This window comes from Litorimonas sp. WD9-15, assembly GCF_050271975.1.
GTDB lineage: Bacteria > Pseudomonadota > Alphaproteobacteria > Caulobacterales > Maricaulaceae > Litorimonas.
Map to the genome: position 1 here is coordinate 2,200,746 of NZ_CP189850.1, position 15,749 is coordinate 2,216,494.

The 15,749-nt window shown below is 53.8% G+C and carries 12 protein-coding genes; 5 read left to right on the top strand and 7 right to left on the bottom strand.

All coding sequences use genetic code 11. The features are described 5' to 3' along the window. Window positions 1–134 precede the first annotated feature (134 nt). Genes ACP9M6_RS10260 through cysG form a run of 4 tightly spaced genes read right to left on the bottom strand, consistent with a single transcriptional unit; the run spans window position 135 to window position 4,645 of the window. Window positions 135–1,319 (bottom strand): phosphoadenylyl-sulfate reductase, encoded by a 1,185-nt coding sequence (locus tag ACP9M6_RS10260; RefSeq protein WP_427450820.1) that lies wholly within the window; start codon window positions 1,317–1,319, stop codon window positions 135–137. Beyond that, on the bottom strand, window positions 1,312–2,961 hold the full coding sequence (locus tag ACP9M6_RS10265; protein WP_427450822.1) for a nitrite/sulfite reductase: 1,650 nt from the start codon (window positions 2,959–2,961) through the stop codon (window positions 1,312–1,314). The genes ACP9M6_RS10260 and ACP9M6_RS10265 overlap by 8 nt, the downstream gene beginning before the upstream one ends. After that, window positions 2,961–3,272, bottom strand: a complete 312-nt coding sequence (locus tag ACP9M6_RS10270; protein ID WP_427450824.1) for a DUF2849 domain-containing protein — start codon at window positions 3,270–3,272, stop codon at window positions 2,961–2,963. Before ACP9M6_RS10270 ends, ACP9M6_RS10265 begins: the two co-directional genes overlap by 1 nt. After that, the gene (gene cysG, locus ACP9M6_RS10275; protein ID WP_427450826.1) at window positions 3,269–4,645 is read right to left on the bottom strand and encodes a siroheme synthase CysG; all 1,377 of its coding nucleotides are present in this window, start codon (window positions 4,643–4,645) and stop codon (window positions 3,269–3,271) included. Before cysG ends, ACP9M6_RS10270 begins: the two co-directional genes overlap by 4 nt. A 111-nt stretch (window positions 4,646–4,756) precedes the next feature. Between cysG and ACP9M6_RS10280 the strand changes: the two genes are divergently transcribed. Genes ACP9M6_RS10280 through ACP9M6_RS10290 form a run of 3 tightly spaced genes read left to right on the top strand, consistent with a single transcriptional unit; the run spans window position 4,757 to window position 7,419 of the window. Then, complete coding sequence (locus tag ACP9M6_RS10280) at window positions 4,757–5,368, top strand: helix-turn-helix domain-containing protein (protein WP_427450828.1); 612 nt, start codon at window positions 4,757–4,759, stop codon at window positions 5,366–5,368. Window positions 5,369–5,422: 54 nt separating this feature from the next. After that, window positions 5,423–6,775, top strand: coding sequence for a threonine synthase (gene thrC / locus ACP9M6_RS10285; protein ID WP_427450830.1), 1,353 nt, complete (start codon window positions 5,423–5,425; stop codon window positions 6,773–6,775). Then, complete coding sequence (locus tag ACP9M6_RS10290; RefSeq protein WP_427450831.1) at window positions 6,775–7,419, top strand: shikimate kinase; 645 nt, start codon at window positions 6,775–6,777, stop codon at window positions 7,417–7,419. Before thrC ends, ACP9M6_RS10290 begins: the two co-directional genes overlap by 1 nt. On the opposite strand, the gene hemH is transcribed toward ACP9M6_RS10290, so the two are convergent. After that, complete coding sequence (gene hemH / locus ACP9M6_RS10295) at window positions 7,402–8,415, bottom strand: ferrochelatase (RefSeq protein ID WP_427450832.1); 1,014 nt, start codon at window positions 8,413–8,415, stop codon at window positions 7,402–7,404. The genes ACP9M6_RS10290 and hemH overlap by 18 nt on opposite strands. 324 nt (window positions 8,416–8,739) lie before the next feature. Between hemH and ACP9M6_RS10300 the strand changes: the two genes are divergently transcribed. Together ACP9M6_RS10300 and ACP9M6_RS10305 are read left to right on the top strand one after the other, a co-directional pair. Then, the gene (locus tag ACP9M6_RS10300; protein ID WP_427454781.1) at window positions 8,740–10,512 is read left to right on the top strand and encodes a M2 family metallopeptidase; all 1,773 of its coding nucleotides are present in this window, start codon (window positions 8,740–8,742) and stop codon (window positions 10,510–10,512) included. Between the two features lie 66 nt (window positions 10,513–10,578). Then, on the top strand, window positions 10,579–11,952 hold the full coding sequence (locus ACP9M6_RS10305; protein WP_427450834.1) for a diguanylate cyclase domain-containing protein: 1,374 nt from the start codon (window positions 10,579–10,581) through the stop codon (window positions 11,950–11,952). Here ACP9M6_RS10305 and mfd read toward each other — a convergent pair. Together mfd and ACP9M6_RS10315 are read right to left on the bottom strand one after the other, a co-directional pair. After that, the gene (gene mfd / locus ACP9M6_RS10310) at window positions 11,949–15,440 is read right to left on the bottom strand and encodes a transcription-repair coupling factor (RefSeq protein ID WP_427450836.1); all 3,492 of its coding nucleotides are present in this window, start codon (window positions 15,438–15,440) and stop codon (window positions 11,949–11,951) included. The genes ACP9M6_RS10305 and mfd overlap by 4 nt on opposite strands. Before the next feature lies 1 nt (window position 15,441). After that, on the bottom strand, window positions 15,442–15,708 hold the full coding sequence (locus ACP9M6_RS10315) for a succinate dehydrogenase assembly factor 2 (protein ID WP_427450837.1): 267 nt from the start codon (window positions 15,706–15,708) through the stop codon (window positions 15,442–15,444). Window positions 15,709–15,749: the final 41 nt, after the last annotated feature.

Here is a 15,749-nt window from a genome sequence, read left to right on the forward strand (position 1 = left end):
ATATTTTTCTATAATCGTGATCGGAGGTTTGAATGAAAAGCCTTCCACAAATACTAAAATGAGACCCAGAACAAAACCTAGCGGTAGAGACACTATCACTCCAAACCCTCTTTCAACCACTCCAATTTTCCTCATTAAAACGCCTCGAACGTCGCCTTCGTCTCTATGCTTTCCCATTTTCCATCGATGAAATGGATGCCGCATTCCGTCTTGTCGCTGTTCCGCCAACGGCCTGCGCGTGGATCCTCACCATCGGCAACACGCGTCGTGCAGGGCTGACATCCAATCGAGAGATAACCGAGCGCGAGGAGTGGATGTGGCGGGAGGTCGTGGACACGCATATAGCGGGTGACGTCTTTGGCCGTCCAATAGGCGAGCGGATTGATTTTGTCCTGCACACCGCCCTCCTCCAGGATCGGCATGTCGGCACGGTCCGGAGTCTGGTAGCGTTTGCGTCCCGTGATCCGCGCGGCATAGGTCTTTATAACGCGGTCGAGCGGGCGGACCTTGCGCAGATCGCAACAAGCATCCGGATCTTCCTTGTTCAAGGTCCCGTCATAATCCTCAGTAAAAAGCTCATCCTGATCAGGGCGGATATTCTTGAAATTGGTGAGACCGAAACGCTCGATCAACTCATCGCGATAGGCGAGCGTTTCGCGGAAATGCTTGCCCGTATCGAGGAAGATGATCGGTAAGTTCTTATCTATCCGCGACGCCATATGCAACAGGACCGCCGAGTCGACACCCATACTCGTCGCGAGGACGAGGTCGCCGTCATATTTCGCGATGGCCTTTCTAAGCGTTAACTCCGCCGAGTGGCCGAAAAAAGGGTCGGCCGCCTTTCGCTCGTCGAGCGCGGTTATGCGTGAGTCGAAGACGGACGTCGCAGGGCCCGCTTTGATCGCGTAGCCCCGTTGATAGGTCAGATCGAAATCATCGAGCGCCTTGGCCCAATCTCCACCTGTATGGCGCGAAAGTGTCGCCTCATCCACACGGACACCGTCAAACCCGCATTGCAGGGCAAAAGCATATTGGTCGGGGATGAGAGGACCGTCCGCAATCAGCAGGCCTTTATAGCCGTGATGGACCCGCAATTGTTTCGCGAGGGAGAATCCGCGTCCATCCGTAAAGGCCGGAAAGTCGATGAGGATCGTTTCAATCCGGTCAAGGGCTGGCGCAATCGTAGACAAGTCCGCATCATTCGGAATGTGCAGGACATCAACGGTTTCATTGCTGTCGAGCGCGTCGACACCTGACGGCTCGGCAAAGCGCGACGCATCGCGCTCCCGTCCGTCCTGAATGAGTATATGGCTAGGCATAGAGAACTTCCTTGAACGGCGCGATGCCGATGCGTCTATATGTGTCGAGGAAGCGTTCGCCCTCCTCGCGTTGTTTCAAGTAGAGATCGACCATGTTTTCGATCCCGTCGATGAGTTCAGATTCAGAGAATCCCGGTCCGGTCACTTTGCCGATCTCGGCATGTTCCGAAGCGTCGCCACCCAGCTTGACCTGATAGAATTCGACGCCCGCTTTTTCGAGGCCGAGAATGCCGATATGCCCGACATGGTGATGTCCGCAGGCATTGATGCAGCCGGATATCTTGATTTGCATTTCACCGATTGTGCGCTGGCGCTCGGGGTCCGCGAACCGTTCCGCAATCGCCTGACTGATCGGGATAGACCGCGCCGTCGCGAGCGCGCAGAAATCCATCCCGGGGCAGCAGATGATGTCTGTGATAAGATTGATATTGTCAGAGGCCAGTTTTGCTGCCTGTAACTGTGCGAATAGCGCTGGCAAGTCAGCTTGTTTCACATGCGGTAGAACAAGATTTTGCTGATGCGTCGTTCGGAGTTCACCGAATGAATATTTATCCGCCAAGTCCGCGACAACGCGCATCTGCTCCGCAGTGATGTCTCCCGGCGCGAGGTCGAGCGGTTTCAGCGAGATATTGACGATGGAATAACCCGACGCTTTATGCGCGGCGACATTGTTCTTTGCCCAGAGGGAGAAGGCGCGATTATCGGCGATGGCAGATGTCAATTCGGACGGGTCGTCTTTGAGGTCTTCGAAATCGGGGGACGCAAAATAGGAACTGATGCGCTCTAATTCCGCCTCGGACACGGCAATATCACTGACGTCTATGATCTCATATTCATCTTCGACCTGATTGGTAAAGGCTTCAATTCCAGTCTCCTGGACCAGTATTTTGATACGCGCTTTGTACTTATTATCCCGACGGCCATAGCGGTTATAAACACGCAGAGCGGCGGTGAGATAAGGCAGCAATTCATCCTTGGGCAGGAACTCGCGCAGGGTCTGGCCGATGATCGGGGTCCGGCCCAAACCACCACCCACAATGATTTTATAGCCGACTTCACCCGCCTCATTTTTGACGACCTGAATGCCGATATCATGGGCTTTAATCAGCGCGCGATCCTTCTCTGCCGCTGTTACAGCGATCTTGAATTTGCGGGGCAGGAAAGAAAACTCGGGATGTAGCGTCGACCACTGGCGCAGCAATTCCGCGAGGGGTCGCGGGTCTTCAATCTCTTCCGCAGTCGCCCCCGCATAGGGGTCGCAGGTCACGTTCCGGATACAGTTACCCGACGTCTGGATGGCGTGCATTTGCACACTCGCGAGATCGTCCAACATGTCCGGTACATCCGGCAATTTCGGCCAGTTATACTGAATATTCTGGCGCGTCGTGATATGCCCGTACCCACGGTCATATTTTTCGGCCAAGTGCGCGAGCATGCGCATCTGCTCGCTGTTCAACGTGCCATAGGGAATCGCGACGCGCAGCATATAGGCGTGGAGTTGCAGATAGAGCCCGTTCATCAGGCGCAAGGGGCGGAACTCGGCTTCGCTCAACCGTCCGGCCAAACGCCGTTCGACCTGTCCGCGAAATTGCTTTGTACGCTCCGCGACCAGCTGCGCATCAAATTCGTCATAACGATACATTATTGTGACTCCAATAAATCGGCCGTGTCATAGGACGGGCCTTTGACGCGGAATTTTTCGCGGTAACGGACGGGTAGTCCCGTATCTGGTTCGATGTCGATAAAATAGGTGCCGACAACGATATTATTCTGTTCATCCGCATCGGCCTTGTCCTGCATTTTTTCCATCAGATCTTCGTCTTCCGTGCGCAGGGCATCCGCGAAAATACGGGTCCAATTTAGCGACGGGTCGAGCCAGACGGAGAATCCGTCCTGCAATTCATTCGCCGTCATGGCCTGCGGGCCTTTGCCCTTATGTTTGAGCGTGCTCATATCGCGAGCCTTTCATCTTTGACCGACATCCGTTCGGCATAGCCGATGAGGAGGATGGCGGGCCCCTTAATCCCTGCGGCGGCAATATCTTCCGGCAAGTTACGAAGGGTCGTGTAAGTAATGATCTGGTTCGGGCGGGACGCGTTTTCGACCACGGTCACGGGACGGTCAGCTTCTGCGCCGTGGAGCATGAGACGCCCCTGAATGAACCGCGCGGCCCCCACACCCATATACACGGCCGCACGTCCACCAGGTCTGGCAAGCGATACCCAATCCTGTTCGGCGAAGCCTTTGGCGTCATGACCCGTCAGGAGCGACACAGCCTTATTCGTGCCGCGCGTTGTCAGTGACGCATTTATCGCGGCAGCAGCAGCAGCAGCAGCGGTAATTCCGGGAATGATTTCGACGGGAATACCAACGGCTTGCAGCGCATCAATCTCCTCATCCGCCCGTCCAAAGATAAGCGGATCACCGGATTTTAAACGCACAACGGACAAGCCTTCAGACGCCTTCGCGACGAGAATATCGTTGATCGAGGGTTGCCCAATAGACGGCTCACCCGGCGTTTTGCCGACATAGATATATTCCGCCTCACGACGCCCCAATTCCATGACGCCGTCACTGACAAGGCGATCATAGACGATGACATCCGCAGCATGGAGCGCACGACGCGCGGCTGTTGTGAGCATATCCGGATCACCGGGCCCTGCCCCGACAAGGATAACTTTCCCCGCAATTTCGTCTTTATCCTGCAGATGGTTTTCAACTTGCGCGGTGAGGTCTTCGGGAGAGGTCCGGAGTTGTGCCGTCAAATCCTTGCCGCCGAATATACCCGCCCAGAAGCGCTGACGATCCGCGAGATCGGGCATGATGGCTTTCACTTTGTCGCGTAACGCCTTGGTCTTGATAGCAAAACGCCCCGTCTCAGGCGGGAGGCGTGTTTCGAGGTCAGCTTTAAGCGCCCGCGCCAAAGCGGGGCTCGTGCCTTCTGTGCCGATGGAGACGAGCACAGGCGCGCGGTCCACGAGTGCCGGCGTGATAAAGCGGCAGGCATCTTTTTGGTCAGCGGCATTGACCGGAATTTGTCGGGCCGTTGCAGCTTCTGCAATCTCGGAATTTAGCAGGTCATCTTCAGTCGCGGCATAGACAAGCGAAACACCGTCCAGATCACTGGCTTCATAATCGCGCTTGACACATTCCAGCTTTCCGGCTTCGGCCCATCTGGCGACTTCGGGGCCGACTTCAGTGTCAATCACGCGTAAATGCGCCTCGGTCTTCAGCAATGTCCGCAGCTTCGCTTCCGCCGCCGGACCGCCGCCCACCACAAGAATCGTGACCCCGCGCGTGTCGAAATGTATGGGTAGATACTGCATATCGTCTCTTAAACTCGGTATTCTCTGCTGACGCAAACCGTTCACTTGATTGAACGCTGGTGTTCTATATATAGAACGATAACGAGAAATCCACCACCCCACGAAAACTTTATGGCCCGTTCCAAAAGATTACCCTGCCCCGAAACAGAAGCGCTGTCGGAAAAACTGGGACAGACGATCCAACGGCTTCGCACGGCGGATCAGATGTCACTCGGCGACCTATCTGAACTGTCCGGCGTCGCCAAGTCCATGATTTCGCAAATCGAGAAGAATGAGAGCAATCCAACATTGGCGACACTTTCCCGCCTCTCGCAGGCTTTGGGGACAAGTGTTGAAGCGATGGTGTCGGACGCGCCGAGTAAGAGCACTCTCGTTCAGAAAGCCGTCATACAGGATATACCTAAATTGCAATCGGAGGACGGACTCTGTGAATTGCAAATCCTCGGCTCTCTGGACACAGTGGAATTTGTGCAGTGGTATGATTTCACGGCACAATCGGGCGGCGTCCTGGAAAGCTCACCACATCCACAGGGATCAATTGAAAACCTGAGTGTTTTGGAAGGTGAACTGACTGTCGTAATCGGGAGTGAAAGCTGGAACGCGGTAGCCGGAGAAACGCTCCGTTATCGCGCGGACCGTCCGCATCTCATCCGGAATACAGGATCAACGACCGCTCGCGCGACAATGGTCAACATCCTCGCGCATGCCGTGCGGGTCCGATAGAGATTTTTGAGGTAAAAACTTGCGCGAAACGTAGTCTAGGCTAAAGGGACGCGCATGAATTACCACTCCCACCTCGACCCCAAAACCTCAGCCAGTTTTGGCGATGCGCTTCTGGCCAGCCTTGCGCCGGATGGTGGCTTGTGGATGCCGGATACGCTTCCGCATTTTACTTCGGAAGAAACAGCGGTGCTGGGCGCGAAGTCCTTTGCGGATTGTGCGGCGGAACTTGCGCCGCATTTCACAGATGAGAGGTTCACGAAAACCGACTTATTGGCCCTCTGCCGCGATGCCTATAATTTCGATGTTCCGATGCGAACGCCAAAGGGTGATGTGCTGGACCCTGCACTCGCGCCCGTCGCAGAAGACTTCGTACTGGAACTCTTCCACGGCCCGACTCTCGCCTTTAAAGACTTTGCCGCGCGGTTCATGGGTCGTGCAGCCAGCCATCTTATGGGGACAACGAAGCAGAGACGCACAATCCTCGTCGCGACCTCCGGCGATACGGGCGGTGCGATTGGCGATGCTTTCCTCGACCAGAAGGGCATCAAAGTTTTTATCCTCTTCCCGAAAGGCGGCGTGAGCAAGGTTCAGGAACAACAGCTCACAACGATGGGAACGAAGCGATCCAATGTTCAAGCCATTTGCGTGGACGGAACATTTGATGATTGCCAGCAGCTGGTGAAACAGGCCTTTGGCGATAAGGCGCTAACCGCGAAACACGACTTGATGAGCGCGAATTCCATCAATGTCGGACGCGTGATTCCGCAGAGTTTCTATTATTTCTGGACGTCGCTACAGGCCAAAGCCGCCTATCCCAACCGTCCGCTCGTCTATTCTATTCCGTCAGGAAATCTGGGGAATCTTACGGGTGGCTTAATTGCGAAAAAGATGGGCGCGCCAATTGACCGCTTTGTGATCGGCAATAATGCGAATGATCCCTTTGTCGATTATCTGGCCTCCGGCGAATACACACCTCGCCCGAGTGTTCCGACACTCTCCAATGCCATGGACATTGGACGCCCGAATAACTTCCCGCGCATTCTCTCGCTCTATGACGAGGATTACGACAAGGTCCGCGACGTCTGCTGGGGCGCTTCATTTAGTGATGTGGAAACGGAACGTCATATCCGCCGCGTCTATACCGAGACCGGGTATATCATGTGTCCGCATACAGCGGTGGGACATCTCGCGATGGAAAAATTTGCGGAAGATGTGGACCGTCCGTTCACACGTATTACCGTGGGTACGGCCCATCCGGCAAAGTTTGCCGATAGTGTCGAGCGCATTCTCCACACTGATATTCCGCTGCCCGCGCCCCTCGCAAAAGCGATGAAGAAGAAAAAGCGCATGCATGTTATGGCGCCGACGCTTGATGCGCTATCCGATTATCTGGCTGATAACGCCTGATGAAATTGACGCGGGCAGAGTTCGAGCGCCGTTACGCGACCGGCGCATTACACATCGCCCTCGTCGGCATGTCCAATATTGGAAAAAGCTATACGGGCATGCGCCTCGCGACCGCTTTCGATTTTGATCTGATCGAAGTCGATAAGATCATCTGGGAAAATCTGGGCCACGACAGCATGGATGACTTTGCCGCTTGGCAGGGCCAGCCCTATTCGGACGGCTATGCGGAGCGGGAGGCGCACTCTATTTCGCTGGAAAACCAGGCAACGGCTCAGGCGGTAAAATATGAAGGACAGAACGCTATTCTTGATACGACGGGCAGCGTGATTTACACGACCAATGAGGTTTTGGAAACGCTCGCAAATCATTGGTATGTCATACATATTGCGGCGTCTGATAAGGCGGTCGAAAGGTTGAAAGTCCAGTATTTCAAACAGCCCAAACCCCTTATCTGGCACGGTCATTATCATTGCAGAGATGGGCAGGATAAAACCGAGGCCATTCTGGAATCCTATCCGAATTTACTAACCGCACGTGCAAAGGCCTATGACGCTTTAGCCGATGCCACAATCAGTTCGGATGTTATCCTTGATCACACATTATCAATCGAAGAGATTTTCCAGCGCCTAAAGCCAGCCATTTAACAGCCGCTCTTTCGCGAGATCGGCCAACAAATCGAGATGGAGTTCATCCGCATTCAAACAAGGGATGGTTGTGAAATGCGTTCCCCCATGTTCCTCGAAACTCTCCTTCGCTTCGATCGCGATTTCTTCCAATGTCTCCAAACAATCAGCGGAAAAGCCCGGCATCATCACGGCAACTTTCTTGACGCCCTGCGCAGGAATGGCTTCCAGCGTTTTATCCGTATAGGGCTGCAACCACGCCTTTGGTCCGAACCGTGATTGGAAGGTCGCGTAAAGCTCCTCTTCCGTTTTACCCATATGCTGACGTAACAGTTCCGTCGTTTCCAAACACTCTGACTGATAGGGATCGCCCTTATCGACGTAACTCTGCGGGAGACCGTGATAGGACGTCATGATGACATCCGGCGTCCAATCCAGAGGTTCCAAATGGGTTTCAATACTTTGCGCCAAAGCTTCAATGTAACGCGGGTCATCATAGTAATGGCGCAGGAAACGGAGTTCGGGAACGTCCATGCGCTCCTCTAAGGCCATCGCCACACCGTCATAAACAGAGGCCGTCGTCGCACCGGCAAATTGCGGGTAGAGTGGCAGCACCGCTATCCGCGTGCAGCCTTTCTCTCTGAGACGATCAATGGCGGACCCGATGGACGGATTGCCGTAACGCATCGCAATTTCGACTTCTACGCCGTCGCCCAACCGTGCCTGAACGCCAGCTGCCTGTGCGCGGGTGATCCGGATGAGCGGAGCTTCGTCACCGGGGAACTCTGCGGGCTCATGCCAGATGGACTCATAGGCTTCAGCAGATTTCTTCGGCCGGGTACGCAATATAATCCCGTGGAGGACGGGACACCAAATCCACCGTGATGTGTCGATGACCCGATAGTCGTGCAAAAATTGCGCGAGATAACGCCGTGTATCCGATGCCGTTGGCGAATCGGGAGAGCCGAGATTGACCATTAAAAGGCCGGGGCGGGACTGTGCCGGATTTAAAGCCATGAAAATGTGTCCTTTTGGTCGCACTCATCAATGAAAGCGCTTGGAATCGCGCCTCGTTTTGACTGTGTTCTTGAACCGTTACTGCCCTCTGTTTACGACTAAGCAAAGACAAAAGGATTGCAGAACGTGCGTAAGATACGGACGCAGAATTTAGAGGATGCCATGAAAATTAAAGCCAACCTTCTTTCCGCATCGGCCCTGTGCCTCTCTGCGCTTTTCCTTGCAGGCTGTCCGGCTGCAACGGATGCCCCGGAAACGGTCACGACGGACCCGGATGCTATAGAAACGATTGTAACGGACGCAACCAAAACAGGCTCAGAATTAATGGAGGCCTCGAAACAGACAATGGGCGCGACGGCGCAATCCGCACCAACTGTGCAGGAAGCGAAAGAGTTTCTCGAAAATGCGGAGACCGAGATTTCAGAATTTGGAAAATTCGCCGCACAAACGGCTTGGGTAAAAGCCAACTTTATCACGCAGGATACAAATGCACTTGAAGCCCGCATGGCCGAGCAAGGTGCGAAACTGTCAACACGGCTTTCGAAAGAGGCCAAGCGTTTTAACAGTCTAAACCTTCCTGCGGATATGCGCCGGAAAATGAACGGACTATTGCGCGGATCAAACTTCCCTGCGCCGGATAATCCCGCGGCTGCAAAAGAACTGGCGCAGATCATGACGCGCTTGGACAGTGCTTACGGCACGGGAACGTTTGAGATGAATGGCAAGACGCTATCACTCTATGAGGCCTCTGACATCATTGCGACATCTGATGATCCGGCGGAATTACAAGCCGTGTGGGAGGGCTGGCGGACTGTCTCGCCCAGCATGAAAAAAGATTACGCTAGCATGGTCGAAATCATCAATGAAGGCGCGCAAGAGCTTGGCTTTAAAGATGCGGGCGATCTCTGGCGCGCGGGTTACGATATGGATGCGGAGGCTTTTGCGGAAGAAGCTAATCGTCTCTGGGGACAGGTCAAACCGCTCTATGACGAGTTGCATTGCTATGTTCGGGCAGAACTCAACGGAAAATATGGCGACGAGATTGTACCATTGGATGAACCCATTCGTGCAGATGTTCTCGGCAATATGTGGGGTCAAAGCTGGGGTAATGTTTATGACGATGTCGCGCCCGAAGGCGGCGGTAAAGGGGTCGATGTCACAGAACTCCTCGTCGAAAATGATTATGACGCGCTGAAAATGGTCAAAACGGCTGAGCAGTTTTTCACCTCTATGGGATTTGAGCCTCTGCCTGACACATTTTATGAGCGGTCTTTGATCACTAAGCCGGAAGACCGCGAAGTCGTCTGCCATGCCTCAGCCTGGAATATCGACGCGCAAGATGATGTTCGCATTAAGATGTGCACGAAAGTGAACGGAGAAGATTTCTCAACGGTTCATCATGAACTCGGTCATAATTTCTATCAACGCGCCTATAAAGACCAATCGGCCTTTTTCCATGACGGGGCCAATGATGGCTTCCACGAAGCCATTGGCGATATGATTGCTCTATCGATCACACCGGAATACTTGGTGGAGATCGGTTTGCTCGACGCGGATGCCGTTCCGGGTGAAGACGCCGATCTTGCGCTACTCATGCGGCAGGCCATGGACAAAGTCGCGTTTCTGCCCTTCGGTCTGATGGTGGATCAATGGCGTTGGAAAGTCTTTGACGGGACCTATTCTCCGTCTGAGTATAATGATGGTTGGTGGGAATTGCGCGAGAAGTATCAGGGGCTCAAGCCGCCTGCAGACCGTCCCACGGATGCATTTGATCCCGGTGCGAAATATCACATTCCGGGCAACACGCCCTATATGCGCTACTTCCTCGCCCATATTTTACAGTTCCAGTTCCATCAGGCCGCATGTGAGCAGGCCGGCTTCGAGGGCCCGCTCCACCGATGTTCCGTTTACGGGAACAAAGAAGTCGGCGAAAAGTTCAACACGATGATGGAAATGGGCGCGTCAAAACCTTGGCCGGATGCGCTCGAAGCGTTCACGGGCACACGGGAAATGGACGGCTCTGCGATTCTCGAATATTTCGCCCCCGTGATGACTTACTTGCAAGAAGAAAACAAAGACCGAACCTGCGGGTGGTAAAACGTGACCACGTCTTCACAGACGTGGTTAACAAGCTGGTAGGAATTCGAACATAGGGTTTTCCCTATGTCCGCTCTTGCTCAAAAAGTGATTCCCGCCCGTCGCAAACTTCTCGCTTCGAAATCTCCGAAGACGCGGATATTGATTGTCTCAGACAATCCGGCCGCCAGTCGGTCCGTAGCAGTTTCTCTTCGGGGCTTGGATTTCGATGTTTTGCTCTGTTTGTTCGATGGCCGAACACTGACCTCCACGCCGGTCAAGGCGCCGGACGCGATACTCTGCCATCTCACGGATTATGTCGAGATGTCTCCTAAGATCGCGAAGGTCGTTCGGCAACATTACGCGCCCCGTCAATTACCCTTAATTGGAGCGCTCTCCAGACCTGCCAAAGGCCTGACCGACGAATTTGACTCGACGGTTTTTGCCCCGATGCATGCCTCGCAAATCGCCAACCGTGTGAGCAGCATGATCCGCTTGGGAACGATAGAGGCTGAAATTCATCGACGCGTCGCGACATTACGCGAAGATTTCAATGAAGACGTAGAATTGGGCGATATGTCCCCCGACCGTCCTTTCCGCGTTTTGTTTATCGGCAAAGCCTCTCCCGCCTTCATGGTCGTAATAAATGCCCTGCAGGATAAGGGTGTCGAGGTCGTGGCCGCCTTTACCAGTTTTTCCGCTTTTGATTATCTCCACGGCGATCCTTTTGATGCCGTCATAATGAATGCCTTAGAGCAACCGGAGCCCGCGCTGAGCATTTCCGAGACGATGCGCAAAAATACAAAACTCTACCACGTGCCAACTCTCTTCCTTGTCAATGACTCCTTTGAGGACCGCGATACCGCCTATGCACGGGGCGCCCGCGACATTGTCAGTGTGAAGGCTGAACCCGAGGAAATCAGAGGGCGTATTCTCGAGCTCGCGAATTACCACCGCGTGCATGAGCAAATGAAACGGGAATTGTTTGAACTCGTCTCAGATAAACATCGCGATGGCTCAGGGACTGTTTTCTCCCGCACCTTTTTTGATGCGCATCTTGTGAGATGTGTTGATTATGCTGCGAAAACACAGCAGAATCTATCTCTGATAGGTCTGAGTTTCACACCCGATAGTTTTGATACCATTGAGAATGACAGTATTGAAAATGCGCTCGTTGAAACCGGCGTAATGATTCAAGACATGGTCCGGATGCAGGATGTTGTCTGTCGCCATGAAGATGGTTTTCTCATGGCTTTGAATGAGACATCGGAATTAGATGCCCAGCATGTTTTAGACCGGATAAAACCGCTCCTCGAAACGTTTTCCTTCAAAACGACTAGCGCGGGCATTACGGCTCTAACCCTTTCCGCCTCCACAGCAATATTGGAAGTCAAGTCAGGCGAGACAGCGTCGCAAGCGCTCAGAAGCCTTCTTCACGAATTGGAACAGGCTTCGGTTTAGGCGACTTTACGTTTTGCTTCTGGTATAAGAGCCGCGACTGCCCGTTCTGTGCCGCGCAAGCGATGTTTCGGATCCTGAAAATTCCCCATCACAAGGATCGTTTGGTCTGGCCGTAACCGCCAGCCATTATTCTTAGTGATGGCGTTCATAATAATAGACGGGTCTTTGATATCCTCATGACGCATATGCATCACGACGCCTTTTGGCCCGGCATCGACCTTGGCAACATGTGATTTACGGCAGAGGCGCTTGATTTTCATGACTTTTAGAAGGTGGTCGACCTCTTCCGGTATTGGGCCAAACCTGTCTATCAGTTCCGCCGCGAGGGCATTTGATTGCTCATCATCTTCAATATCAGCTATCCGGCGATAGGTCGACAAGCGCAGATTGAGGTCGGAAATATAACCTTCAGGGATGAGAACAGCGACCCCAACATTGACTTGTGGCGTCCAGGTTTCATCTCGGACCATTTCGTCATCATCGCGCAATTCTGCGACGGCTTCTTCCAACATATGTTGGTAGAGTTCGACACCGAGGTCCTTGATATGGCCCGATTGTTCTTCGCCGAGCGGGTTGCCACCACCGCGCATATCGAGATCATGACTGGCAAGCGTGAAACCCGCGCCGAGATTGTCGAGTGATTGAAGAATTTTGAGCCGCTTTAACGCCCCTTCCGTCGCAATCTGGGCTTCCGGCATGGTTAGATAGGCATAGGCCCTGACCTTGGACCGACCCACCCGACCGCGCATCTGGTAAAGCTGTGCGAGGCCGAAACGATCAGAGCGATAAATAATCATTGTATTGGCGGACGGAATATCAATCCCGCTTTCGATGATCGAGGTGGAAATCAGCACATCATATTCGCCGTCGTAAAAGGCTGTCATGATGTCTTCCAACGCGCCCGCCGCCATCTGGCCGTGGGCGATGATATATTTTACTTCTGGCACGGCATTGCGCATGAATTCTTCGATACGGGGAATATCGGCGATACGCGGGCAGATGAAATAGGACTGCCCGCCGCGATATTTCTCCCGCAATAGAGCTTTGCGCAGAGACACTTCATCCCACGGTGTTACGTATGTGCGAATGGCGAGACGGTCGACGGGAGGCGTCGCGATGAGGGAGAGTTCACGAATACCGGAAAGCGCCATTTGCAAGGTACGCGGAATGGGCGTCGCCGTCAGAGTCAGGACATGAACGTCCGCGCGAAGAGATTTGAGCCGCTCCTTATGTTGGACACCAAACCGTTGTTCTTCATCGACGATGACCAAGCCAAGTTGGGAAAACTTCACTGTTTTGGCTAGAAGCGCGTGGGTCCCGATGATGATATCAACTTTGCCGCTGGCGAGGTCTTCCTTCGTCTGCTTCGCCTCTTTCGCACTGACCAAGCGAGAGAGTTGACGCACTTCCACTGGCCAACCCCTGAACCTCGCGAGGAATGTTTTGAAATGCTGGCGAGAAAGAATGGTCGTTGGTGCAACAATCGCGACCTGTTGCCCGGCCATAGCGACGGCGAATGCGGCCCGCAGCGCGACTTCGGTTTTCCCAAAACCAACATCCCCGCAAATCAAACGGTCCATAGGACGACCGCTGGCAAGGTCTTTGTAAACATCATCAATTGCATGCAATTGGTCATCGGTCTCGATGTAAGGGAAACGGGCTGCGAATTCGTTATAGGTCAACTCATCCGGTGTTATCGGGTCGGCCCGACGCAAGGCACGTTTCGCCGCAATCTTGATGAGGCCTGCCGCCATTTCGCGCAATCGGCCTTTGGCTTTCGACTTGCGGGCCTGCCAGGCCGCACTGCCAAGACGGTCAAGAACCGCGCCGTCCCCTGCACTGCCATAGCGTGAGAGCAATTCGATATTCTCGACAGGCAGATAGAGTTTCGCCTCACCCGCATATTCCAGTTCAAGACAGTCATGTGGGGCATCTCCGACCTGCAAGGTTTTCAATCCGAGATAGCGTCCTAGCCCGTGATCAATATGCACGATAAGATCGCCGGGAGAGAGAGACGCGGCTTCCGCAATGAAATTCTTGGCCTTGCGTTTTCGTCCGCGGTTTATCAGGCGATCGCCGAGGATATCCTGCTCAGACAAGATAGACAGCGCACCGAGCGTAAACCCATTTTCAATCGGTAAAATCACCGCGCGAACAGAACCGGGCTTGCTGTCCCGCGCCGCTTGTGGCTCCACCTTGGGAACAATCAGATTCTGATCTTCAAAGACACTGGTCAACCGTTCCCGCGACCCATCCGTCCAACAGCCGAGCCAAACGCGTTGGCCAGCATCCTTTAATTCATTGATATGTTTCGCTGCGATCTCAAAGACATTCACGCCTTCGGTGCGCCGTTCAGCGGAAAAATTACGTGACGGCTTACCGCCGAAATCGATGACATTTTCATCGGGGCTGTCAAAAGGAGTGTGTTGCCGCTGGCGCAGATTGGCGAGGGCGTCGTCCCAGTTCAACTCATCCAGATAGAGCGCGTAGACAGGCAGTGGACGGTAGAGCCCCGCCATTTTGGACGGATCGCCGCTGCCGCTATCGCGGGCATCGGCATGTTCTTTGCGGGAGGTGTAAAAGTCCTCAATCAAGTCGATACGTTCCCGCTTCGCTTCGGTTAGCAATCCATCCAGCCCGACAAGTGTATTGGGTCCAAAATAATCGAAAACCGTCTCAACATGATCGTAAAAAAGCGGGAGGTAATGTTCGATTCCCTGCGGACGAATGCCTTCGACCACGGCGGCATAGATCGGGTCACGGCTGACCCCTCCCCCGAATGAGGCAATATAATTCCGGCGGAAATTGCTAATCGAGTCTTCTGTCATAAAGACCTCGGACACAGGCGCGAGAGTCAATTCGGAGCGAGAAGCCGAGGTCCGCTGACTGTCCACATCAAACTCGCGTATGCTCTCAATTTCGTCACCAAAGAAATCCAAGCGCAAAGGGACACGTTCCGTAGGCGGGAAGATGTCAACGATACCCCCCCTGACAGCGAAATCACCCGCCTCAACTACGGTAGACGCGCGACTATAGCCGTTATTTGTGAGATAGGTCTCAATCCGCTCCCGCTCTATATCCTCGCCGACTTTGGCGTGGAGGCCCGCACTTGCGATAACCCCGCGCGGCGGGACATTCTGCATCGCGCCGCTAATCGTTGTGACGATGATATAGGGTTTTGTCCGGTCTATCGTTGTCAGGAAGAACAATGCCCCGGCCCGTCGTGCGGCCAATGTCCGGCTTGGCGAAACACGGTCATAGGGTAGGCAATCCCAAGCTGGCAGAGACAGCACCGGAACATCCGGCGCAAAAAATCGACAAGCTGACGCAAAAGCCGCCGCCCGCGCATCATCCCGCGCAATGAATAGTGAAGGTTTTTTGTCGCGCTTAACCGCGCGGGTGAAGGCCAGAGCGTCCGCACCCTCCGGCAATCCCGAAGCGGTCAGTGTCTTTTCCGGCCCGATATATCGGGAGAGCTGTATCTGCATATTAAGCTATCGGGTTGAACGTGCGTAAACGTTCTAAAAGTGGTGTATCGTAATTGGCAGGCACGGGCAGCGTTTCCATGATCCAAGCATAAATATCGTGGTCTTTCGCGCCGAGCAGGTCTTCGAACATGATAACTTCCGCATCCGTCATCGTCTCCATGTATGCTTTCGCGAAGCCTCCAAGAATCATATCAGCCTCTTTAAAACCCCGATAATTGGCACGATAGACGAGTCTTTTACGGCGTGTTTGCATGTCAGTTTCGGTCATGTTGCGCCTCATATAGAGGTGAAACGCGGCTGTCACTTGTG

Bases quoted from the DNA above. Each gene is read 5' to 3' on its own strand.
- ACP9M6_RS10260 (WP_427450820.1), bottom strand. From the start codon at position 1,319: ATGCCTAGCCATATACTCATTCAGGACGGACGGGAGCGCGATGCGTCG.
- ACP9M6_RS10265 (WP_427450822.1), bottom strand. From the start codon at position 2,961: ATGTATCGTTATGACGAATTTGATGCGCAGCTGGTCGCGGAGCGTACA.
- ACP9M6_RS10270 (WP_427450824.1), bottom strand. From the start codon at position 3,272: ATGAGCACGCTCAAACATAAGGGCAAAGGCCCGCAGGCCATGACGGCG.
- cysG (WP_427450826.1), bottom strand. From the start codon at position 4,645: ATGCAGTATCTACCCATACATTTCGACACGCGCGGGGTCACGATTCTT.
- ACP9M6_RS10280 (WP_427450828.1), top strand. From the start codon at position 4,757: ATGGCCCGTTCCAAAAGATTACCCTGCCCCGAAACAGAAGCGCTGTCG.
- thrC (WP_427450830.1), top strand. From the start codon at position 5,423: ATGAATTACCACTCCCACCTCGACCCCAAAACCTCAGCCAGTTTTGGC.
- ACP9M6_RS10290 (WP_427450831.1), top strand. From the start codon at position 6,775: ATGAAATTGACGCGGGCAGAGTTCGAGCGCCGTTACGCGACCGGCGCA.
- hemH (WP_427450832.1), bottom strand. From the start codon at position 8,415: ATGGCTTTAAATCCGGCACAGTCCCGCCCCGGCCTTTTAATGGTCAAT.
- ACP9M6_RS10300 (WP_427454781.1), top strand. From the start codon at position 8,740: ATGGAGGCCTCGAAACAGACAATGGGCGCGACGGCGCAATCCGCACCA.
- ACP9M6_RS10305 (WP_427450834.1), top strand. From the start codon at position 10,579: ATGTCCGCTCTTGCTCAAAAAGTGATTCCCGCCCGTCGCAAACTTCTC.
- mfd (WP_427450836.1), bottom strand. From the start codon at position 15,440: ATGCAGATACAGCTCTCCCGATATATCGGGCCGGAAAAGACACTGACC.
- ACP9M6_RS10315 (WP_427450837.1), bottom strand. From the start codon at position 15,708: ATGACCGAAACTGACATGCAAACACGCCGTAAAAGACTCGTCTATCGT.